The organism is Shewanella dokdonensis, assembly GCF_018394335.1.
Taxonomy (GTDB): domain Bacteria; phylum Pseudomonadota; class Gammaproteobacteria; order Enterobacterales; family Shewanellaceae; genus Shewanella; species Shewanella dokdonensis.
In genome coordinates, this window is record NZ_CP074572.1 from 3,933,526 (window position 1) to 3,955,552 (window position 22,027).

The 22,027-nt window shown below is 46.8% G+C and carries 19 protein-coding genes and 2 pseudogenes; 11 read left to right on the top strand and 10 right to left on the bottom strand.

Annotation, left to right across the window (positions count from 1 at the left end; translation table 11 throughout):
• The first annotated feature begins 10 nt into the window (after nucleotides 1-10).
• Nucleotides 11-1,342 carry an anti-phage deoxyguanosine triphosphatase gene (locus KHX94_RS19020; protein ID WP_213681783.1) on the top strand — a complete coding sequence of 444 codons (1,332 nt, stop codon included), beginning with the start codon at nucleotides 11-13 and terminating at the stop codon, nucleotides 1,340-1,342.
• Nucleotides 1,343-1,345: 3 nt separating this feature from the next.
• Here KHX94_RS19020 and KHX94_RS19025 read toward each other — a convergent pair.
• From KHX94_RS19025 to KHX94_RS19045, 5 genes and pseudogenes are all read right to left on the bottom strand, one after another.
• Nucleotides 1,346-1,977: pseudogene (locus tag KHX94_RS19025) on the bottom strand (YchE family NAAT transporter).
• Nucleotides 1,978-2,186: 209 nt separating this feature from the next.
• Nucleotides 2,187-2,732, bottom strand: a complete 546-nt coding sequence (locus tag KHX94_RS19030; RefSeq protein WP_213681784.1) for a DUF2058 domain-containing protein — start codon at nucleotides 2,730-2,732, stop codon at nucleotides 2,187-2,189.
• A 9-nt stretch (nucleotides 2,733-2,741) separates the two neighbouring features.
• Nucleotides 2,742-3,437 carry an orotidine-5'-phosphate decarboxylase gene (gene pyrF, locus KHX94_RS19035; RefSeq protein ID WP_213681785.1) on the bottom strand — a complete coding sequence of 232 codons (696 nt, stop codon included), beginning with the start codon at nucleotides 3,435-3,437 and terminating at the stop codon, nucleotides 2,742-2,744.
• Between the two features lie 30 nt (nucleotides 3,438-3,467).
• Nucleotides 3,468-4,610 (bottom strand): lipopolysaccharide assembly protein LapB, encoded by a 1,143-nt coding sequence (lapB, locus tag KHX94_RS19040; protein ID WP_280529592.1) that lies wholly within the window; start codon nucleotides 4,608-4,610, stop codon nucleotides 3,468-3,470.
• Nucleotides 4,611-4,628: 18 nt separating this feature from the next.
• Entirely contained in the window at nucleotides 4,629-4,901 is a 273-nt protein-coding gene (locus tag KHX94_RS19045) for a LapA family protein (protein ID WP_213681786.1), read from the bottom strand.
• 246 nt (nucleotides 4,902-5,147) lie between these two features.
• Here KHX94_RS19045 and KHX94_RS19050 point away from each other — a divergent pair, with 246 nt between their 5' ends.
• Together KHX94_RS19050 and KHX94_RS19055 are read left to right on the top strand one after the other, a co-directional pair.
• Nucleotides 5,148-5,510, top strand: coding sequence for an MGMT family protein (locus tag KHX94_RS19050; protein ID WP_213681787.1), 363 nt, complete (start codon nucleotides 5,148-5,150; stop codon nucleotides 5,508-5,510).
• A 16-nt stretch (nucleotides 5,511-5,526) separates the two neighbouring features.
• Nucleotides 5,527-6,144, top strand: coding sequence for a DUF3108 domain-containing protein (locus KHX94_RS19055; RefSeq protein ID WP_213681788.1), 618 nt, complete (start codon nucleotides 5,527-5,529; stop codon nucleotides 6,142-6,144).
• A gap of 56 nt (nucleotides 6,145-6,200) precedes the next feature.
• On the opposite strand, the gene KHX94_RS19060 is transcribed toward KHX94_RS19055, so the two are convergent.
• Entirely contained in the window at nucleotides 6,201-7,004 is an 804-nt protein-coding gene (locus KHX94_RS19060) for a class II glutamine amidotransferase (protein ID WP_213681789.1), read from the bottom strand.
• A gap of 236 nt (nucleotides 7,005-7,240) precedes the next feature.
• On the opposite strand from KHX94_RS19060, the gene fadE reads away from it, so the two are divergent.
• Nucleotides 7,241-9,691, top strand: a complete 2,451-nt coding sequence (gene fadE / locus KHX94_RS19065) for an acyl-CoA dehydrogenase FadE (RefSeq protein ID WP_213681790.1) — start codon at nucleotides 7,241-7,243, stop codon at nucleotides 9,689-9,691.
• Between the two features lie 95 nt (nucleotides 9,692-9,786).
• Nucleotides 9,787-11,015, top strand: a protein-coding gene (locus KHX94_RS19070; RefSeq protein ID WP_213681791.1) for an IS3 family transposase whose coding sequence is annotated in 2 segments (ribosomal slippage) — nucleotides 9,787-10,138 and nucleotides 10,138-11,015 — 1,230 coding nt in all. Because the reading frame shifts where the segments join, the coding sequence is not laid out codon by codon here.
• 43 nt (nucleotides 11,016-11,058) lie between these two features.
• On the opposite strand, the gene KHX94_RS19075 is transcribed toward KHX94_RS19070, so the two are convergent.
• Complete coding sequence (locus KHX94_RS19075; protein WP_213681792.1) at nucleotides 11,059-12,933, bottom strand: cation:proton antiporter; 1,875 nt, start codon at nucleotides 12,931-12,933, stop codon at nucleotides 11,059-11,061.
• A gap of 890 nt (nucleotides 12,934-13,823) precedes the next feature.
• Here KHX94_RS19075 and KHX94_RS19080 point away from each other — a divergent pair.
• Nucleotides 13,824-14,978, top strand: a complete 1,155-nt coding sequence (locus tag KHX94_RS19080) for an NAD(P)-dependent alcohol dehydrogenase (RefSeq protein ID WP_213681793.1) — start codon at nucleotides 13,824-13,826, stop codon at nucleotides 14,976-14,978.
• A gap of 106 nt (nucleotides 14,979-15,084) precedes the next feature.
• On the opposite strand, the gene KHX94_RS19085 is transcribed toward KHX94_RS19080, so the two are convergent.
• Both KHX94_RS19085 and KHX94_RS19090 read right to left on the bottom strand, forming a co-directional pair.
• Nucleotides 15,085-15,984 (bottom strand): AraC family transcriptional regulator, encoded by a 900-nt coding sequence (locus tag KHX94_RS19085; protein ID WP_213681794.1) that lies wholly within the window; start codon nucleotides 15,982-15,984, stop codon nucleotides 15,085-15,087.
• 144 nt (nucleotides 15,985-16,128) lie between these two features.
• Nucleotides 16,129-17,285, bottom strand: a pseudogene (locus KHX94_RS19090) (iron-containing alcohol dehydrogenase).
• 608 nt (nucleotides 17,286-17,893) lie between these two features.
• On the opposite strand from KHX94_RS19090, the gene KHX94_RS19095 reads away from it, so the two are divergent.
• The 5 genes from KHX94_RS19095 to KHX94_RS19110 all read left to right on the top strand — a co-directional run bounded on the left by KHX94_RS19095 (nucleotide 17,894) and on the right by KHX94_RS19110 (nucleotide 21,331).
• Nucleotides 17,894-19,096 carry an MFS transporter gene (locus KHX94_RS19095; RefSeq protein ID WP_213681795.1) on the top strand — a complete coding sequence of 401 codons (1,203 nt, stop codon included), beginning with the start codon at nucleotides 17,894-17,896 and terminating at the stop codon, nucleotides 19,094-19,096.
• Nucleotides 19,097-19,185: 89 nt separating this feature from the next.
• Nucleotides 19,186-19,539 carry a cyclophilin-like fold protein gene (locus KHX94_RS19100; RefSeq protein ID WP_244859242.1) on the top strand — a complete coding sequence of 118 codons (354 nt, stop codon included), beginning with the start codon at nucleotides 19,186-19,188 and terminating at the stop codon, nucleotides 19,537-19,539.
• Nucleotides 19,540-19,658: 119 nt separating this feature from the next.
• Nucleotides 19,659-19,784: a hypothetical protein gene (locus KHX94_RS21300; RefSeq protein WP_280529593.1), complete on the top strand. Its 126-nt coding sequence runs from the start codon at nucleotides 19,659-19,661 to the stop codon at nucleotides 19,782-19,784.
• Between the two features lie 66 nt (nucleotides 19,785-19,850).
• On the top strand, nucleotides 19,851-20,081 hold the full coding sequence (gene pptA / locus KHX94_RS19105; RefSeq protein WP_213681797.1) for a tautomerase PptA: 231 nt from the start codon (nucleotides 19,851-19,853) through the stop codon (nucleotides 20,079-20,081).
• A 200-nt stretch (nucleotides 20,082-20,281) separates the two neighbouring features.
• Complete coding sequence (locus KHX94_RS19110) at nucleotides 20,282-21,331, top strand: NAD(P)-dependent alcohol dehydrogenase (RefSeq protein ID WP_213681798.1); 1,050 nt, start codon at nucleotides 20,282-20,284, stop codon at nucleotides 21,329-21,331.
• Between the two features lie 187 nt (nucleotides 21,332-21,518).
• Here KHX94_RS19110 and KHX94_RS19115 read toward each other — a convergent pair whose 3' ends face one another.
• Nucleotides 21,519-21,962 carry a (R)-mandelonitrile lyase gene (locus KHX94_RS19115; RefSeq protein WP_213681799.1) on the bottom strand — a complete coding sequence of 148 codons (444 nt, stop codon included), beginning with the start codon at nucleotides 21,960-21,962 and terminating at the stop codon, nucleotides 21,519-21,521.
• Nucleotides 21,963-22,027 lie beyond the last annotated feature (65 nt).

A 22,027-nucleotide genomic window follows, 5' to 3' on the forward strand; every position in this document is an offset into this window, starting at 1 on the left:
GAATCTCTCGATGGAAACTTCTCCTTGGCTGGAACGCCGCGAGCGCGATCAAAGCCAGCGCCGCAATGATCATCGTTCACCATATCAACGCGACCGCGCGCGCATTATGCATTCAGCGGCCTTTCGCAGATTACAGGCAAAGACCCAGGTGTTAGGGGTTGGGATGAATGATTTTTATCGGACCCGCCTGACCCATTCGCTGGAAGTATCCCAAATCGGTACCGGTATCGCCGCGCAATTAAAACAGCGCTATCCACAAATGCTGCTTTGGCTCGATTCGATGAGCCTAATTGAATCCTTGTGTCTGGCCCACGACATTGGCCATCCACCTTATGGACATGGTGGCGAAACGGCCCTTAATTATATGATGCGCGATCATGGTGGTTTTGAAGGCAACGGGCAGACCTTTCGCATTCTGACGAAATTGGAGCCCTATACCGAACATTACGGGATGAACCTGACCCGCAGAACCTTGCTCGGGGTTATTAAATATCCCGCCTTGGCGGAATCGTTGCGACAAAAATATTCACAGCCAGCAATCACCAATTATCGCCAGTTGAAACCCAGTCAATGGCCGCCGGTTAAAGCAATTTTTAATGACGATGCCGCGGTCTTCAACTGGGTACTGGCACCATTGACGGCCCACGACCGTGCCGAGTTTATTCGGAGCAGCCAATCCACTGACGGCGGGCATCAGCGCACGCTGCATAAGTCCTTTGACAGTACCATTATGGAGCTGGCCGATGATATTGCCTACGCCGTACATGATCTGGAAGATGCAATCGTCATGGGAATTGTCAGCCGTGAGCAGTGGCTGGAATTTGTCTCGCCCCGCTTGTCCTGTCTGCAAGACCCTTGGATCAAGGAACAACTGGATAATATCGACGGCAGACTGTTTTCCAGCAAACATTACCGCCGTAAAGACGCTATCGGTACGCTAGTCAACGCACTGGTAACCGCGATTTGTATTAAAGAAAACGACCTATTTAGTGAACCGCTGCTGCGCCATCAAGCCGTCCTTGAGGCGCCGTATGATGAGATGCTGGAGATCCTCAAACAGTTTGTCTTGAAATATGTGGTTCGAAAACCAGAAATCCAGATGCTGGAATATAAAGGACAACAGATAGTGATGGAGCTGTTTGAAGCACTCGCTTCAGATCCTCTGCGGTTACTGCCATTTAATACTCAAGAACGTTGGCAATCGGCGCAGCAGCTCGGAGGAAACAGTCTGCGGGTGATTGCTGATTATATTGCCGGGATGACAGATGAATTCGCTGCCCGGCTGCATCAGCAGCTATTCAGTCCGCGGGCAGCTTCATTGATGGAGTTTAGTCACATCTAGGCATCAGCCTAGCAGACTGGGAAATAACCCTTTAAGACCGGCGGCCATCACTTCAATGCCGATGGACAACATCAATAACCCCATTAACCGGGTAATAACGTTGATGCCGGTCTTGCCCAGCAGTTTGTTGATGGCACTGGCCATACGAAATAATGCAAAACTGAGTAAACCAAACAGCACCACAGTAAACGACATTGCTAACAGGTTCCAAACACCTTTGTGCTCGGCGGCAAACACAATCACCGAGCTGATGGCACCAGGCCCCGCCATTAACGGTAATGCTAAGGGCACTACCGCAACTGAGTCCATCATAGAGGCTTCGCGATCTTCTTCTGGGTTACGTTTAACTTCACTGAGTTTCCCTTGCAACATCGACATCGCGATAATGGCGATTAGCGTTCCCCCGCAATGCGGAACGCTGACAGCGAAATACTGAACATATTCAAGATCAGCTGCCCAGCAACAATAGTGCTCAGCAAAATAATTACTACTGCAAAATTGGCAACTTTAGCCGTCTGATCCCGCTCCGCAGCAGTTTGATGGCTAGTGAGACTGACAAATACCGGCAGCAAACCAATAGGATTGATAATGGCTAAAAGGCCCAGAAAGAATTTCACGTAGAGAGTGAGTTCCACTATTTAAACCCTTACATAACACCTGAATGACGCCGTCGCGGCATTTTCGAGGCGCATAATCTACTCCAGCCTGAAAGTTTTACAAAATGAGATTTTTGGGGTTATCCCTAATTTTATTGGGGATTGCAGGAACATCGAAAAACAGCGGCAGAAACTGAAAAATTGATAATTTCCGATGTAATAAAGGCTCCTGAGGGAGCCTTTATGTATTACCACATGAGGTCATCAGGGATCACATAATCGGCGTAAGGATCTTCTGCATCTTGCGGTTGCGATGATGTGCTATCCGCCTGCCATAAATAACCGACCCAATCAGGCACCAGCAAGTTAACCCGCTCCGCCAATTTATGGGGAACCAAATAGCTGTGATCTTCTAGCCGCACAATCCCCAGTTTGCCATTAAGTAACTGTTGTTGCAGGGAACTGTTGAGATACAGCGGGTAGATTTTATTCAGTAACGTGTAATTGAATTTTATCTCACCATCGCTGGGCACACTCACTGCCTTTCTCTTAATTTCACTGATCAGACTGCGCACCAGACCTTTTTCACTGGCTTCAGCAAAACGCTGTTCATTTAGTTGTTTATCACGTTTGGCCTGCTCAGCTTTTTGCGCGGCGACCTGTTGCTTTAGCGCTTCACTGCCATCATCAACGTTAGCCTTGCGATTGCGTTTCTTCTGAGTTTTAACGTCTTTTATTTTCTGCTTATTGGTTAAGCCCGCTTTCAGTAACTGCTCCTGGAGTGCGTTTGCCATAAAACCTCCTTAGCGGATGGACTGATATATTGCTTCCAGCGCTGCCAAAGGTTCGGCAGCCTGGGTGATGGGACGACCGATCACCAGATAGTCGGCACCAGCGTCTAATGCACTCTTAGGTGTCATGATGCGTTTTTGATCGCCAACATCACTGCCTTGTGGCCGGATACCGGGTGTCACCAGCTTAAAATCTTCCCCAAAACGTTGCTTTAATATAGGAGCTTCTTGTGCTGAACAAACCACACCATTCAGGCCGGCATCAAAACTCAATTGTGCTAAGCGGGTGACTTGTTCAGCCGCTGAGGCATTAACCCCAATTAATTGGAGTTCATCACTGCTCATAGAGGTGAGAACCGTTACCGCAATCAATAATGGTGCATTTTCGCCGTAAGGTAATAACGCCTTGCGAGCCGCTTCCATCATGGCTAGGCCACCACTGGCGTGAACATTCACCATCCATACCCCCAATTCCGCCGCCGCGGTGACCGCCTTGGCAACTGTGTTAGGAATATCGTGAAATTTCAGATCCAGAAACACATCAAAGCCACGATTTTGGATCTCTTTTACCAAATCAGGCCCAAACAGGGTGAACATCTCTTTGCCGATTTTTAACCGACAAAGGCTAGGATCTAGTTTATCTACGAGCTGTAGTGCCTGAAATTTATTATCAAAATCAAGTGCCACAACAATAGGATTTTCCAACATTTGAACTCCAACAAAACAGTTTTTGACGGCTTATTCACCATCAAGACCACGAATACGCTTAATGCTGCCCCAATTTTTGCAAGAAGGACAATGCCAGTAAAGGGTATGTGACGGGAAGCCGCATTCACGGCAACGATAACTGGGACGAAAACGTATCTGCTGCTCAACCAACTGTTCCAGCATTGCCAGACTATCGCGCGCTTGGCCTTTCTCCGCCTGACGGATGTGCATCTGCATCAACAGTTGGAAGCCACGCATCGTCGGGTGACGGTATAATGCATCAAGCACCAATGTTTCAGCCCCTTTAATATCGCCGGCATCCAACATTTGCAATGCCAGCGCCACGACCACTGACGCCCCGGCGCCTTTATCGATGGCGCTGACTAATAACTGCCGATAATAGTGATTATCACCCGTTGCTTTCAGCAGTTGTTTGGCGTAAGGCAACGCATCGGCAAAGAGTTCAGCATCCGCTTCACTGAGTTTTTCCAATGTCTGCCGCACCTCGTCAAACTGTTTAAATTCAAGATATATTTTGGTCAGTGCCAGTAATGCCCTGCCGCATTCAGCATCCTGTTTTAGTGCCTGCCGCAGCATTTTAATCTGTAAGTTTTTATCTTCGGTTTCTTCGGCTAACTGACAATAGAAATGGGCAATGACGGGTTTTAACGACTGCTGACTTTTGCGCGGTAATCGCCGGGTAATATCAATGGCTTTTTGCCATTCTTTGGTCATCTGATAAATAGCAATAAGCTCTTTCTCTGCGTCTTCAGAGTGATCTTCCTGTCCAACAAGATTAAGAAAAATCTCCTCAGCACGATCATAAAAACCCGCGGCAAGATAATCCTTGCCCAGTTCCATCATGGCTAAATCTCGCTGTTCTGTAGCGAGCGATGGCCGAGCGATAAGATTTTGATGAATACGGATAGCCCGGTCGACTTCACCGCGTTTGCGAAATAAGGATCCCAAGGATAAATGGGTGTCGATGGTTTCATCGTCCACATCCAACATGCTGATAAACAGATCAACCGCTTTGTCAGATTCGTTAGACAATAAAAAATTCAGCCCAGTGAAATAGTCACGGCTAAGCTGCTTCTGCTTAAGATTCTGCTTTTGTCTCAGGTTGCGGCGCCCCATATACCAGCCATAAGCGGCGGCGATGGGCAACAGCAAAAAAGCAGTTCCAACATATCAGGCGTTGTGCTCCTGTGGTGCGGTGGTTACTGACATCAGCTTCTTGCGGGCGCTTTTCAGTGATAATTTAAGACGGATAATGTAGTAGAAAGCGATAATCCAACTCACTAAAAAACCAGCTAAAAATACTACTGCCAAGACGATTGGCAGGCGGTACTCACCCTGTGCGACAAAATAGCTGATGGTAACCATCTGTTCATTACGGGAACCAAACAGCAGCGCCAATACAAACAGCAACGCCAGCACAATCGTGGCTATAAATGATTTCACATTAAACTCCAAGAATCGCCGCATTCAATGCGCTGATTATCCAGTAATTTGCAGGAACTGACCAGCATTGCCTTAAGCCAAACATAAAGAATTGCGGTGATTGCGGCTATTCTTCCGCTATTGTTACAGTCTAACAGCGGCGGCGACCGAGTTTGCTGCCGAGATCACCACAACATAAGTGCCACTTTAGTAAAAGCGTAGTTTTGCCTACAATCACGCTAAATATTTTAGAAAGCCGTTGGCCTTATGTCATTCCCTACAGAAGCTGCAAAACCGTCACCGCAACAGCGTATCTGGCAGGTAGTGGCAATGATCCCAGAAGGTAAAGTCAGCAGCTATGGTAAAGTGGCAGACTACGCCGGACTACCGCGGCGAGCACGTTATGTATCCAGAGCGCTAAAACAAGCGCCTGACAGCTTGCAATTACCCTGGCACCGAGTGATCAATGCGCAGGGGAAAATTGCCTTCGCTTCAGATTCTGACGCATTTAGAGAGCAATGCTATCTGTTACGTAAGGAAGGGATAACGGTGAACCATGGACGAGTTGCCTTGTCTGAATTTGAGTGGCAACCAGATCTGGCAACATTGGTATTGTGTTTGCCGTTTTAATCAAAGGAGAAACTATTTGAAAACCTGTCGTTTGCTATTGTTGCTGTGGTTATTACCGTTAACGGTAGTCGCCGCCCCCAGCCCGTTAGCACCACAAGTTGTGGAATATCAGGTCAAATATGGCAGTTTCAGCCTCGGTGGTGCCCGTTTTACCTTAACGGCGCCCCAAGGTAATACCTATCACTATGAAATGGATAGCAATTTAAGCCTGCTGTTGTTATCAGACAAGCGCAAGATCAGCAGTGTGTTTACCGAAGAAAATGGGCAACTTTTACCACTGCGCTTTCTCCACGAACGCACAGGTACTGGCAGGAACTTCACGGAGCAGATCGCATTTGCCAAAGATTTGGGAAAGGTATTCAGTGTCTATAAAGGTGAGAAAAGCAAACTGGACTATGCTGGCGCTTTGTATGACGCCATGATGCTACAGTTGCAGTTTCGTCTTGATCTGACAGAAGGCAAACAACAATTCAACTACAAGATGGTGAAAGATAACGAGATAGAAGATTACCATTTCCGTAATTTGGGGGCGAAACGGTCACGCTACCCAGCGGCAGTTACCAAGCGGTACACTTGCAGCTCATACGTAAGAGCCAAAAACGCCATACCGATGTATGGATGGCGCCTGAATTAGGCTATCTGCCAGTAAAATTTATCCACGATGAAAAAGGTAGCGCGATGGAGCTGACCTTAAAGCAAGTCCAGTTCACTGGCGCGACCGGACAGGAGCAACTCGCCCAGGCAGAATAGTTTCCATTCTCCCGGTTGCAGCAGTTGCCATTGCTCGTTATCTGTCAGCGGCCGGGTTGCCACCACAGTCACCACATCATTGGGTGTGGTTTCCTGATGAAAATCGATTACCACATCGGTATCAATAAGTTTGGCCTTACCAAAAGGTGCTCTTCGGGTGATATAGCACAAGTTATTACTGCAAAAACTCATCAGGTAACGTCCATCACTCAGGATCATGTTGAAGATCCCAAGCTGGCGGATCTGTTCTGCCAGTACCGCAATATAATGAAATACGGGCTGCATGTTCGCCGGTTCACGTTCACCGAATTTGGCGACTAACGATTCCAACAACCAGCAAAACGCCATTTCACTATCAGTTTCACCGACACTCTGATAGCGATGGGTGACAAATTTTTGCTGGTATCCCGTCAACTGCCCGTTATGAGCATAAGTCCAGTAACGCCCCCATAACTCGCGCGTAAACGGATGCGTATTTTCCAGCGACACTTTGCCGCGATTCGCCTGACGAATATGGCTGACGACCACTTCACTCTTGATGGGATATGACTTAATTAATCTTGCCACCTGAGAGCGACTGCTGGGCGCTGCATCTTTAAAGGTTCGGCTGCCCTTACCTTCGTAAAAAGTAATTCCCCAGCCATCAACATGCGGCCCGGTAACACCACCTCGTTCTGCCAGTCCAGTAAAACTGAACACGATATCGGTAGGGACATTGGCACTCATCGCCAGTAGTTCACACATCAGCCACTTCTCAGAAAATCACGTAATCTCAGGGCATTGTATCCATCTGCTGGCAGAAGTGAAATTGTGCGTATTAAAAATATTCAAACGTTTGTTTGAAAAGTGCTTGAGTTAGATCGCAATCACGTTTACTTTTAGTGCGACACAGGTCTGACCACAGACTAAAATTGTGATAGTGATCGATAAAACCTGTCGGCATACAGTCCTTGAAAAAGGCAAGAAAAAGGAGAATCACAGTGACTACCCTGCTTTGGATCATCGCATTATTGTTGATTTTGGGGGCAGCCGCCTACCTGAGAGTTTCGTTGATGACCGCAACGTTGGCCGCTGCTGCCACGCTGCTCATTGGCAACCTTTTTGGGGTTATTGGCGGATGGGCCTGGGTGGTATTTTTAGCGATTGCTTTGCCGCTGAATGTCAGCCCTTTCAGGCAAAGTGTTATCACCCGGCCACTGCTAAAACTATACCGCGGCATCATGCCGGAAATGTCCAGCACAGAAAAGGATGCCATTGAAGCTGGTACCACTTGGTGGGAGGCAGATCTGTTTGCCGGCAGTCCCAACTGGAAAAAATTGCATAACTACCCAAAAGCACGTCTGAGTGCTGAAGAACAAGCCTTTCTTGATGGCCCGGTAGAAGAAGTTTGCGCCATGGTCAGTCAACATCATGTCTCTCACGAATTGGCGGATCTCCCTCCAGAAGTGTGGAGTTATCTCAAGAACAAAGGCTTCTTCGCCATGATCATCAAGAAAAAATTTGGTGGTCTTGAGTTTTCAGCCTATGCCCAATCACGAGTGTTACAGAAACTCGCAGGGGTGAGTAGTGAGTTGGCATCCACCGTTGGGGTTCCTAACTCCCTCGGGCCAGGCGAGTTGTTACAGCACTATGGTACTGAAGAACAGCAAAACCACTACTTACCCCGATTGGCATGTGGTGATGAAATTCCTTGCTTTGCCCTAACCAGCCCAGAAGCGGGTTCTGACGCAGGCGCCATTCCAGATTATGGCGTGGTCTGTAAGGGCGAGTGGCAAGGGGAAGAAGTGCTAGGGATGAAACTGACCTGGAACAAACGCTATATCACCTTAGCCCCGGTAGCTACGGTATTGGGATTGGCATTTAAGCTGCGCGATCCTGAGCATCTATTAGGGCAGCAAGAAGATATCGGTATCACCTGTGCCTTAATTCCAACGGATGTAGAAGGTGTTGAAACTGGCCGCCGCCACTTCCCGCTTAACTGTATGTTCCAGAACGGCCCAACCACAGGGAAAGATGTCTTTGTTCCCCTGAGTTTCATCATAGGTGGCCCGGATATGGCCGGTCAGGGCTGGCGGATGTTGGTAGAATGTCTGTCAGTTGGTCGCGGTATCACCCTGCCGTCGAACTCTGCTGGTGGTATTAAAATGCTGGCGCTGGCAACAGGGGCGTATGCCCGGATCCGCCGCCAATTCAAACTGCCCATCGGCAAACTCGAAGGGATTGAAGAACCGATGGCTCGTATCGGTGGTAATGCTTATCTGATGGATGCTGTGACCGCGTTGACCACCACAGGGATTGATCTGGGTGAGAAACCTTCAGTGATCTCCGCCATCGTTAAATATCATCTCACTGACCGTATGCAGAAGTGCCTGATTGACGGCATGGATATTCATGGTGGCAAAGGTATTTGTCTTGGCCCGAATAACTATCTGGGACGAGCTTATCAGGCGGCGCCCATTGCGATTACGGTGGAAGGGGCCAACATCCTTACCCGTTCAATGATTATCTATGGTCAAGGGGCTATCCGCTGTCATCCCTACATTCTAGCGGAGATGGAAGCAGCTTTTGATGACAACCAAGGCCGCGGTTTACGCCAGTTTGATGCCGCACTGTTTGGTCATATGGGCTTCAGTTTAAGCAACTTTGTGCGTAGTTTATGGCTAGGTTTAACCGGCGCGCGGTTGTCTAATGCTCCGTTCAGTGATCAGACCAAACGTTACTATCAGCAGATGAATCGCTTCAGCGCTAACCTAGCATTGCTGTCAGATCTGGCAATGGCTACCCTCGGTGGCGGCTTGAAACGTAAAGAACGGATCTCTGCCCGCTTGGGGGATATGTTAAGTCAACTGTATCTGGCATCAGCCACACTGAAACGTTATCAGGACGATGGCCGACTCAGTGAGGATCTGCCGTTGGTTCAGTGGGCGGTCGAAGATGCCCTGTACAAACTACAGAGTTCTTTGGATGATTTACTGGATAACTTCCCTGCTGGCTTAGGCGGCATGCTGCGCGTGGTATTGTTCCCCTTTGGCCGACCATTGAAGCGCCCCAGCGACAAGCTGGATCATCGAGTTGCCAGAATTATGCAAACCCCATGTGCCAGCCGTGAACGCCTTGGTAAAGGCCAGTTCTTGCGCGCCTGCAACAATAACCCCATGGGGGTACAGGAACAGACGCTACGGGATATTCTGAGCGCTGAACCATTGTATGACAAAGTCTGCCAAGCCGCCGGTAAACGCCTGCCATTTATGTATCTGGATAAGGTTGCGGCTGAAGGTAAAGCGCTGGGGGTATTGTCTGACGAAGAAGTGCAACTGCTTGAGAAAGCAGAAATTGGCCGACTGAAATCTATCAATGTTGATGATTTTGCGGCACAGGAATTAAAAGCCCAACGTCTTGATCAAGACCAAACCAGTGAGCAAGCGGCTTGATAAATCAGAACTAGTTCGAAAAAGAGACCGTTGCCGGTCTCTTTTTTGCAATTATGTCCCGTCCTGGAATACGTTGACATAAAGAGGACTTCTTTATGGCAACATCAACTAACTCAAGCCGTAAGCGCACACAACGTGATTACACCTTAGCCTTTAAATTAGGTGTCGTAGAGCGTGTCGAAAAAGGCGAAATGACGTACAAACAAGCCCAGCAGCGCTTTGGCATTCAGGGCAAGACAACCGTACTCGTTTGGCTCAGAAAGCATGGTAGACTCGATTGGTCGAAACCTTTTCAGCATCCCCTTATGCCTAATTCAAAAGAAACCCCATCACAAACTATCAAGCGCCTTGAGCGTGAGCTAGCCGAAGAGAAACTGCGTAACCAAATCCTCAATGGTATGGTCGATATCATGGATAATGAATACGGAGCTGGTTTAAGAAAAAAGTACTTATCCGGTATGTCTGGCAAGCCAAAACCCAAAGAGAAATAAACTTAGCCGCAGCATGTCGTGCAGCCAGTATTTCAAGGCAAAGTGTCTATCAAGCAGTAGCTCGAATGGAAAGCCGAAGAGCTGAACTATCGGTCATCAAAGACTGGGTTCTGTACTGGCGTAAATATATGCCGAGGTTAGGGACGCGTAAGCTCTATTCGTTGATAAAGCCCAAGTTGGTTGAACATGATATTAAACTGGGAAGAGACGGTTTTTTTACCTATTTGAGGCGTGAAGGTTTACTGGTTAAACCCAAGAAAAGCTACACAAAAACCACATTTAGCAAGCACTGGATGAAAAAGCATCCTAACTTACTGAAAGTGGAAGGGCTGCATGATGCAGAGCATGTGTTGGTCAGCGATATCACCTATCTTGAGTCAGACCAAGGCGTGCACTATTTGTCACTGGTTACCGATGCCGTATCACGCAAGATAGTCGGTCATCACTTGAGTACAGACATGAAAGCAGACAGCGTGGTGAAAGCGCTGAAAATGGCGGTTAGGGATAAGCGCTATATCGCTAATGCAGTGTATCACTCAGACCGGGGAGTGCAATATTGCTCAGCCGTTTATCAGGATGAACTGATAGCGAACCATATTCAGCCGTCAATGACAGACGGTTATGATTGCTATCAAAATGCACTAGCGGAAAGAGTCAATGGCATACTGAAGCAAGAGTTTTTCCTGTATCGATGTAAAACGCTGGAAGAGCTGAAGATACTTGTTCGAGAATCGATAGCGATATATAACGAAATGAGACCGCACCTGAGTTTAGATATGGCAACACCCAACCAGGTGCACAATAGAAAAGGCCAGCTACGGGAGCTGGCCTAAAAACTGTCAACCTATCTTAGGACGGGACATTATTGATACAGCGTTAACTCACCTGCCCGACCGTTTTCGTCTGTACATCACCACCCTTTTTACGAAGATTTTCTTCAGCCGCTTTTTGTTGATGTAACTCCATGGCTTCTTTCGGGATCAGACTGATAAGTTCGATACCTGTAGGTAAATCTTTAGTTTCAGCGGTTACCACAATCACTTTGCCAGCCTTTATATAAGCCAGCGGTATAACAGTTTCGCCGTAGCGTTCACGGAAGTTATGAAAAGTGAATGCATCGGTAATGTTGGTACTTTTAATCACCGCATCTCGTGACATTAAGCTATGTAGTCGCGAGTATGAAACACTATCGCTAAACAAACACATACGCCGCAGATAAGACTCGGATAACTGATGTCTGGCACTGGCGCCATTGCCATCGTTGGTATTAACCCCAAACACTTTCTCAGCCCCAAAAATATCTTGGAAATGAAAAAAGACGACGGGGTTAAGTTGCTGATATGGAGAGAGGATCAACACACGACCAATACCACTGAGATCCAGATAGGTCTCCGCATGTTCAGACACCGGATTGCCGAAATAGACCTGAATATTGTCCATTCTCGCTTGGCGTACGTTATCCCAGTTGCTATCCGCAATAATCACTTTAATGCCCTTGCCTACCAAAATCTTGGCAAATTCGCGGGCAAACTTTGAGCCGCCGAAGATCAGCAAACCTTCGGCACTATCGGATTTAACCCCCAACCAGTTGGCCCAACGTCTGGCGGTAAGCGACTGAAACACAACCGTGCCAACAATGATCAGAAACACCAACGGCACTAAGGCATCGGCTCCTTCAAAGCCACGGCTCTCCAGTTTAATGGCGAAGAGTGAAGACACCGCCGCCGCAACAATGCCTCGCGGAGCTACCCAGCTCAGAAACCATTTATCACGGGAGCCAAGCGATGTCCCAACTCCAGAAATCCACACACTGAGCGGCCGAGCCAAAAACAGTACCACCAGCAATACGCCAATACCGCCCCACCCCAGATCCAACATGGCATGAGAATCCAGTCTGGCGGCCAGTAAAATAAACAGTGCCGAGATCAGTAATACAGTTAAGGTTTCTTTAAATTCAAGAATATCGGCGATATTGACCCCGCGCATATTGGCTAGCCAAATGCCCATCACGGTAACCGTAAGTAAGCCGGACTCTTCCTGTAACAGATTGGAACCGACAAAAATGCCCAGCATAATTGTCAGTACCGCGGTGTTGGTCAGATAATGTGGTAACAGATTGCGCCTGAGAATGATGCCGACCGCATAACCGGCCAAAATGCCAAGCCCGAAACCAATTCCCAGCATTGACCCCAAAGCGGTTAACACATGTGAGGTTTGATCGCTGCTGACCGTAATATATTCAAACACCAACACCGCCAGCATGGCACCGATAGGGTCAATAACAATACCTTCCCAACGCAGAATATTGGCTAACTGTGCTTTAGGACGTACAGTTCGCAACATAGGCACTATCACCGTTGGCCCAGTCACCACTACCAAGGCGCCAAACAATAACGCCAGAGACCAATCAAATCCCAACATGAAATGTGCTGCGGGCGCGATGCAGCCCCAAGTGATGAAGGTGCCAACAGATACCAGATGTGTCACCATCCGGCCATGATCTTTAATCTCCTTGAAATTCAGCGTCAGCGCCCCTTCAAACAAGATAACCGCAACCCCAAGCGAGATAATGGGAAAGAGCAGATCGCCAAATATCGCGTCTGGCTGTAACAGTTCTAAACCAGGCCCCAGTAACAGCCCACATAGCAACAACGGCAAAATGGCAGGCAAACGAAACAACCACCCCAACCACTGGCAGATCAATGAAAGCACGCCAATAAAGGCCAGCATGGCGGTAATTTTTTCTACCATAAAGTTCAACCCCTGGTTTTTTCCGTGATATCAGGCAAACGTAGATGACAGTTCACATACGTGAACATCGGAAAGTATGTAAAGAAATTCTGGACCAGCCCAACGCTCGCCTGAAATATAAAGATATTAAACTCGACATTTATGAACGATAAATAACAAAAAACCTGCACAATGGATAGGTTTAAATGTTACCGGGCTGGGCCAGTTCAGAACCATTGCGGCCGACATAAGCGCAGCATTTTTTGCAATCATTCAAAAGACACTAGTTATAATTATTTGATAATCAATGTAAAAATCCTTAGTACATTTACTTTAGCGCTTAAAGCAAGCGCCACTCATTACTGAGGTATGTCACCCAAAAACCTTAGTGACTATGAGCGATTTTTAAGCGCATACAGCAACCAATACCGATCTTGTGCGCACCCCATTTAGTCGGCAAAAACACATTTTTGCATCACTATTTAATCCAACTGTACATAAACATCGTTTTTGCCGGATGCCTCAACGTATTAAATACCGACGAATTGCGGACTAGGGAAAAGTTACGACGCTTATTGCCGCCACATAATCCCGCTTCGGAACGATGAGCGTAAGTTTGTAAAATCAGGCAATAAAATTGGAGAAACATTCTACTGCCATTTTTTTAAATCACCCAAAATAGGCTTGTATTAATTGATGCCTACATCTTGTGGTAAGTCGTGTGTGAACTTTGCAAAAGCGTGACCCGTTTTATCGGTAGTTGTCGCTGTTGTTATCACCACTTCAAGCGTTTATTACGCGTAATTATTCAGTAGAAATTCTCAATATAATTAACAGATTAACAATTTTGGCGCATAGCTTTGCAAGGTAACCACACCTTATAGCAAGTAACCTGACTAAGGAGTTTTTGAATGTGCAATGATACCGATGAAACCAGACGGAAAGTGGTAAAACTGACAGGCGCCGTGGGTGTGGGAGCCGTGTTGGCCGGGCCAATGAATGTATTTGCCAGTGAGTCTTTAGGTAATGTGCAATCACGTGGTTACGCGGCTTTTGATGAGTCAGGCAAGCTGAAACCCTGGAAATTTGAACGCCGGCCAGTGGGCGATAATGATGTGCTGATTGATATTAAGTTTGCCAGTATCTGTCACTCCGATATTCACCAAGAAAAAGGTCACTGGGGTAAACAGAAATACCCACAAGTACCTGGTCACGAAATCGTGGGGGTTGTTGCGGCAGTAGGTAAAAATGTCAGCAAATTTAAGGTGGGTGATCGTGCAGGTGTAGGTTGTATGGTGGGTAACCACAACCATCACCATGACACAGATGAAGAACAGTACAACCCAGATACCATCTTCACTTATGGCTATCCAGATGACCGTTCACCTACGGGGATTTCACAAGGCGGTTATGCTAACAATATTGTGGTTGAAGAAAATTTCGTGATGCATATCCCTGATAGCATCAGCTTTGAGGAAGCCGCACCACTGATGTGTGCCGGTATCACCACATATTCGCCGCTAATGCGCGCCAATCTGCAACCCGGCACTAAGGTGGGCATTGCCGGCATTGGTGGTTTAGGCCATATGGCAATTAAGATTGCAGTATCCAAAGGCGCTGAGGTGTATGCCTTCACGACCTCACCTGCCAAAGTGAAGGATATCTTAGCCTTTGGAGCCAAAGAAGCGATTGTCGTTGATGACCTGAGTAAACTAGCGCCCTATAACGGTAAAATGGATTATATGCTGAGTACTATTCCATATGACTTCAATGTGGCCGCTTATGCCGCAGTGGTAAAACCCTATGGTACTTTTACCCAGGTTGGCATGCCGATTAAGTCCGAAGTGACCGTAAATGCGCTGTATTTGGCATTCGCCCGGGTAAACTTCAATGCGTCATTAATTGGCGGCATCAAAGAAACCCAGGAAATGGTCAACTACTGTGCTGAGCATAAAGTGTTGCCTAAGATCCAAAAGATCAAAGCAGCACAGATTAATGATGCGTGGGAAAGTGTGGTGAATAAAGAAGCCAGATATCGTTATGTTATCGACGCGGCGACCTTTTAATACTACCCACTTTTAACATAACACATTGAATTTAAAGGGTGATAATAATTATCGCCCTTTCTTTTTACACACCGATAGTACTCAGTTTTTGGGACACATGAGCCGTTTACGAAATGATCGAATTTTCTACCTTCGCAGTGTCTAGTTTCGGTGGTTTACCAAACAGCCGCTTATACTCGCGGCTAAACTGCGAGGGACTACTGTATCCCACTTCAAACGCGGCACTAGCCGCATCAAATTTATTCGCCAACATAAGGCGTTTGGCTTCGTTCAAGCGTAACCATTTTTGATATTGTAACGGACTCATTCCCGTTAATTGCCTGAAATGGGAATGAAATGATGAAACACTCATCTGAACAAGAGACGCCAAATCTTCGGTACAAATATTCTGTTGATAGTTGCGCTTTAACCAGTTTATTGCTTTTGATACTCGATAAGCTTGGCTGTCAAAAGAGATAATTTGCCTGAGCAAAGGCCCCAGTTTTCCCATCAGCAAGCGATAATGGATCTCTTTTTTAAGCAAGGGAGCTAAAATATCGATCGCTTCAGACTCATCTAATAATGCAACTAATCGCTCGAATGGTAATAACAAGCGTTCATCCATATCCCCTAAACTCGCGCTAATATTTCGAGTATGTGCAGTTGGCGTTATCAGCGGAATTTTACATTGGGGGATCAGCTCCGATAACAGCGAAAAATCGAGTTTTAGCGTCAATCCAAGGCAAGGCTTATCTTTACTCGCCGCAATGGCACGTGAACTTCCGGGAAGATCTAACGAAGTGATGAGATAGTTTGACGTGTCATAAGTGTAAAACTCGTCTCCAATAACAATTTGTTTAGCGCCCTGCACAACAAACACAATACTCGGCTCTATTAAACAATATGCGGGTTCTGACACCGACTCTCGGCGGAAAAAACTCAGGCCACTGATAGCGCTATCTGAATCCCCGGCTTCCTGCTGCCACTTGCTAATTGATCGGCACAATGAACGCTGAATATCTTCCATTTTTTGCCCTTTGCTTCGCAATATCGGCGTTACATGCTAGCGACAGTAGGCATGTGCATCACCGTCTTGGTATTCGTACTATGATGGCCATACCGCGGCACAAAGCCACTCAATATACAGAATTAAGTGGCTTTAATAACCCGATTACAATGCCAGTTCGAGGATTTTAGCCACATCTGCTGGAGTGATATCACCACGCTCCCCCAGTTGCGTAAATTGATGTGCTTGCAGCTTTTCTACAACGGGGGTAATGACTTCGGCACCTAAACCGTAATCGGCCAGATGGGTTTTTACCCCCATGGATTCAAAAAATTCACGGGTACGAACAATCGCTTGTTCAGCAACAACCGCATCGTCAGCTTCGTTGATATTCAATACCCGGCGTCCATACTGAGCCAACTTTTCGCGCTTTTGCGCCAGCTTATATGTCCATACAGCTGGCATCACAATCGCCAGAGTTTGACCGTGGTCGAGACCATATAACCCGGTCAGCTCTTGACCGATTAAGTGCGTTGCCCAATCGCCTGGAACCCCAGATGCGATAAGACCATTCAAGGCCATAGTGGCGGCCCACATCAGATTGGCACGCACCTCATAATTCTTAGGTTCTAGCAGCGCTTTAGGGCCATCTTCCAAAATAGTTGATAGCAAACCTTCGGCGAAACGATCCTGAACCTTGGCATTAACCGGGTAAGTAACATACTGCTCCAGCACATGTACAAAGGAGTCCACAACACCATTGCCGACTTGGCGAACAGGTAACGTGTAGGTGGTTTGTGGATCCAAAATAGAGAACCGTGGCCGCACAAAATCTGAATTAAAGAACAATTTGTCTTGAGTATCTGCGCGGGTAACCACTGCGGTGGGGTTCATCTCTGATCCTGTGGCCGCTAAAGTTAATACACAGCCGATAGGTAAAGCGTTTTGTACCGCGCCACCAAAAGATTGAATTATCTCCCAAGCATCACCTTGGTGTTTGGCCGCTGCGGCAATGAATTTGGTGGCATCGATAACAGAACCGCCACCGACAGCCAGCAGAAAATCCACCTTTTCCGCTTTGACTCGTTCGACCGCCTTTAGGCAGGTTTCATAGTGAGGATTAGGTTCAATCCCCCGAACTCGACCCAATTGATATCTGCTAACGCTGTCGTTACTTGTTCAAAAATGCCATTCTTTTTGATACTACCACCACCAAAAGTAATCATGACTTTCGCATTTGTGGGTATTTCTGCTTTCAGATTGGCGATTTGTCCTTCACCAAAAAGGATTTTGGTATTGTTGAAAAAACTAAAATTATTCATAACCATTTAATTCCAAAATTTTATCTGGTGATATTTCATCAGCCGTCATAATAAGTGTTGGTCGCAATAAGCCACAATGTAGCAACATTTGGCCCGAAAATGCTGGGATCAAATAGCTTGCCATTATTCAATGTTGTTGAATATTGATTGCGATCGGCAATTACTGGTGAGCGTATTTTGAACGGTGAAATATGCTGTTGGCAATATACTCAAAGAGGCAAAATATCACCAAGCAACAGATCTTTTCACACTTAAAATCAATATAATCTGGTAATTTAGCGAGTTAGCGCCGAATGAATTTATTAATGATTTTTCCTCATTACTGTTAGTTTTTTATTGAACTTGTTTGTTATATACCATCCCCCTAAACTGCCCTTAGCGAATTACGTTACATCGAGTTTATTGCCAATATCACACCGCTAATCACACTCATCAAAATCACTATATATTTTATATAACCTAATGAATATTAATACGTTAACCAATTAGCACTCAAAGACAAGAGATCTTCTAAAGAGAAGAAAATATACGTTTCCCGCTACAGATAATTGATGTGTATAAAACCGTCAACACGTAAATTTCCAAAGTTCGCAATGAAGGAGCCTAGATTGGAAAATAGAGGAAATAAAGCATCATTTTGGGCCGCGGCAATCTCATTAGCTGCCACGTTTGTAGCATCTGCGACTCCCATTCCTTTATACGGAACTTATCAGCGGGTAGACGGTATCAGTTATTTGGGGCTATCACTTAGCTCTGTGGTGTACTTTGTCGGTGCCGTTACTGCGTTACTGGTTTTTGGAAGATTATCCAACCATCTTGGTCGCCGCCCAGTATCGATTGCAGCGGTTATTTTGGCGGCAATGGCATCTATCTCTTTCTTACAATTACATGATGCTACCCCACTCCTTGTGGGACGTTTTTTACAAGGGCTGGCCTGTGGCTTGGCGTCCACAGCCCTTGCAGCTTGGATTGTTGATTGTGCTCACAGTGTCCCCCAATGGTTAGCGCCAGCGGTAATTAGCTGTGGCCCAATGACAGGGTTAACCATCGGCGGCATTGTCTCAGGTGTGTTAGTTGAATATGGCCCCATACCTCGTCAGTTGCCATTTTACTTGGTATTGGTGCTGTTGCTGATCTGTGTCGTCTTAATCATGCGAAGTAACGAAACCATGCCATCCGCCCCGGGTGCCATCGGTTCACTAAAACCACGCATGGGTCTGCCAGCAAATGCTAAAAAGTTCTTTCCGGTTGCGGCGGTTACGTTTATCAGCACATGGGCATTGGGCGGCTTTTTTCAGGCCTTTGGACCTGCTATGGCTCATGAACAATTACATACATCCAATGCGATTGCCGCAGCCTTAGTATTTGCGTCCATTATGGCACCAAGCACTATTGGTGCCTCCATTGCAGGCAAGATGAAGGCTACCAATGCGCAATTCTATGGCATGCTCAGCTTTGCTGTATTTGTTGGCGGTCTGTTATTAGCTCTGCAATTAGGCACCTTAGTGCTGTTCTTAATTACCAGTGTCTTAGCCGGGATAGCCCAAGGCATGGTACTGACTGGCAGTATTCAAACCATGGTAGCGAACTTACAGCCTAAGGAACGCGCCAATGTGTTATCGGTTATCTATGTCACTTCTTATACAGGTGCGGCAATCCCTACTCTGATCGCCGGGCAGATGTCTGAAAACCATAGCTTGTTACAGGTCGCCTGTGGTTATGGCGTGCTGGCGTTATTCGGCGCCATCACAGTTATCTTTTCAAGGAAGTATCAACAGCGGGAATTTCAACAATGCGGATTACAAGGATAATTGCAGGCTGCATTCTCGGGGTATGTTTTTCGAGCGTAGCGTTTGCCACCACACCGCGATCAACGAATATGGTTAAGCAGGAGAATCAAGTGAAAATAGCCATCGACATCCAAGCTCAAACACTCACGGCAACGTTAAAACCAAATAGTGTAGCAGTGAATGATTTTTTAGCACTGCTACCTTTGTCATTGACGCTGACGGACTATGCGTCAACAGAAAAAGTGGCAGATCTCCCCAAACGCCTCGCAACAACGGGCGAACCGGCAAGCACGTCCGCGCAAACCGGTGATATCACTTACTATGCGCCGTGGGGCAACCTAGCGATTTTTCATAAACCTTTTGGGCATGCTAACGGCTTAGTCAAACTCGGCACGCTGGATTCAGGTGTCGCGCTATTACGCAAAACAGGCGCAATCGATGTGACGATCAGACGTATAGAATGACAACGGCAATCACACCTATCAGCGCATTTCCGCAGAAGAATCGTGTGATGCTAAACCACTTTTACTACTAAGGAGTACTCCGTGACACCCCCTTTTCTCCAGAAGTGGACTTAGAGGCGGTGGCGGTTAAGGTGCCACACCATCTGGCATTAGTCACTGCGGCGTTAGATGCTGGGAAAAGTGATGCAATTACATTGCATGAAGTGATTGATGCAATTGAACAATCAGCCAAAACACCGCAGTAATAACTAAACGCTACATTAAATTGCAGCACTGCTTCACGGATCAACAAGTTTTTGGAGGGCTGTACGATGCCACATGTAGATTTAAAATATTATCCACGAGATCTTACTGCACAAGATAAACAGGCGTTAGCGGAAGCTATCGCTAGCGTGCTAAAACAACACTTAAATACCACGGATGATGCCATTTCCATCGCCATGCATGAAGTTGATGCAGCTGACTGGAAAGCACAAGTTTACGACCCCATCATCAAGCCCAATCTCAGCACATTAGCCAAAAAACCGGGTTATCAGTTATAGCGAATACCTATGTTGTTATTGAACTGAGTGATCGTCTTGCATAACTCGTCCATCAACACGCAAAAGCCGCAATTAAGCGATGAAATTAAGCAAGGATGTTCGAGGATTAGGCAAACAATGCGCCGCGAAGTACTTCTATAATAGCCTTATGAAAGTGCTTTTCATCGTTACTTTTCACTACAAATATTGGATATAACCTTATGAAAACTATTGGATATGCGGCTCACTCCGCCGACGCACACATGGTGCCATACCATTTTGAACGTCGTGATCTGCGCGCAAATGATGTCGCGATTGAGATTCTCTACTGTGGTGTCTGCCATTCAGACCTGCACACAGTCAATGGTGACTGGGGGCCACAGCCTTATCCCTTAGTCCCTGGCCACGAAATCGTGGGTGTAGTGCAATCGGTTGGTTCAGATGTCAAAAACTACCAAGTAGGTGACCGTGTCGCTGTTGGCTGTATGGTCGATAGTTGTCAGGAATGTGATCAATGCCATCATGGCGAAGAACAGTTCTGTCGCCACGGGATGACGCCCACTTATGGCGCTCCTGATCGTATCAGTGGTGAAACGACTCAAGGTGGTTATTCAAAACATATTGTCGTGCGCGAAGAGTTCGTATTGCGCATTCCAGATAATATGGATATGGCAAAAGCTGCACCGATACTTTGCGCTGGCATTACAACTTTCTCGCCGCTCCGTACTTGGAAGGTAACTAACGGCTCCCGTGTCGGTGTCATCGGTCTCGGCGGCCTTGGTCATATGGCGGTGAAACTGGCGCATGCCATGGGCGCCGAAGTCACCGCGATTAGTCGCACCAAAACTAAGGAAAAAGAAGCCATTGCCATGGGCGCCAAAGGCATCTTGGCATCTACTGATGCCAACGCCATGGCCGCGGCGGCCAATTCCTTTGATCTGATCATAGATACTGCACCAGTAAAACATGATGTTAGTGCCTATGCTTCGTTACTGGATATCGACGGTACACTGGTGGTAGTCGGGCAAGTAGGGCCACTGGAAGAGTTAATGAGCGTGCCATTGGTGTTTGGCCGTCGCCGTATCGCCGGTTCATTGATTGGAGGTATTGCGGAGACTCAGGAAGTATTGGATTTCTGTGCCCAGCACAATGTCTATCCTGATTGTGAGATGATCAAAATGGATCAGATTAATGATGCGTTTGCTCGTCTAGCAAAGGGCGATTTGGCACATCGTTTTGTTATCGATATGTCATCCTTACAGGAAGCGTAAATCGCTATCGATTATTTTGATACGCGGTCACGGGTTTTAGCATCAACATTCGCCACGGCGTTGCTAACTGCGCCGTGGTTAATCAAAGTGCACACTGTTGGATATTATTGGTGATAATAACAACGGCAAGATAATAAAAAATCCCTTGGTAGCAACTCATCAAGGGATTTTTTATTTTTATAAAGAACTAATCTTTTTTAACAGCTCCAGCTAAATATTCTTCATCTGTGACGGGTTCAAGCCATTCAACTGGTGAACCGTTCAGTGATTCCTGAATAGCAATGTGCTGCATGTAAGTAGAATCTGTTGCACCATGCCAGTGACGACGACCACAATTGCAGTAGATGATATCGCCTGGCCGCAGTTCAGTACGCGGGCCACCTTCACACTGGGTCCAGCCCAAACCATCGGTTACTACCAGTGTCTGGCCCAATGGATGAGTATGCCAGTTGGTGCGGGCACCCGGTTCAAAATTCACAACAGCCACACCAACGCGTGATGGCGCCGGGGCGTTAAACATCTTATCAATACGCACAGTACCGGTGAACCAGGCTTCTGGACCTTTAATGGCGTTCTGAGAACCCGCACGAATCACCTGCATATCCTCATTAGATTTATCTGTGTCACTCATAAAAGACTCCTATTTAACATGGGCGCTCCGATGTGTATCGAAGTGTAATGAAAATCATCGTGTCA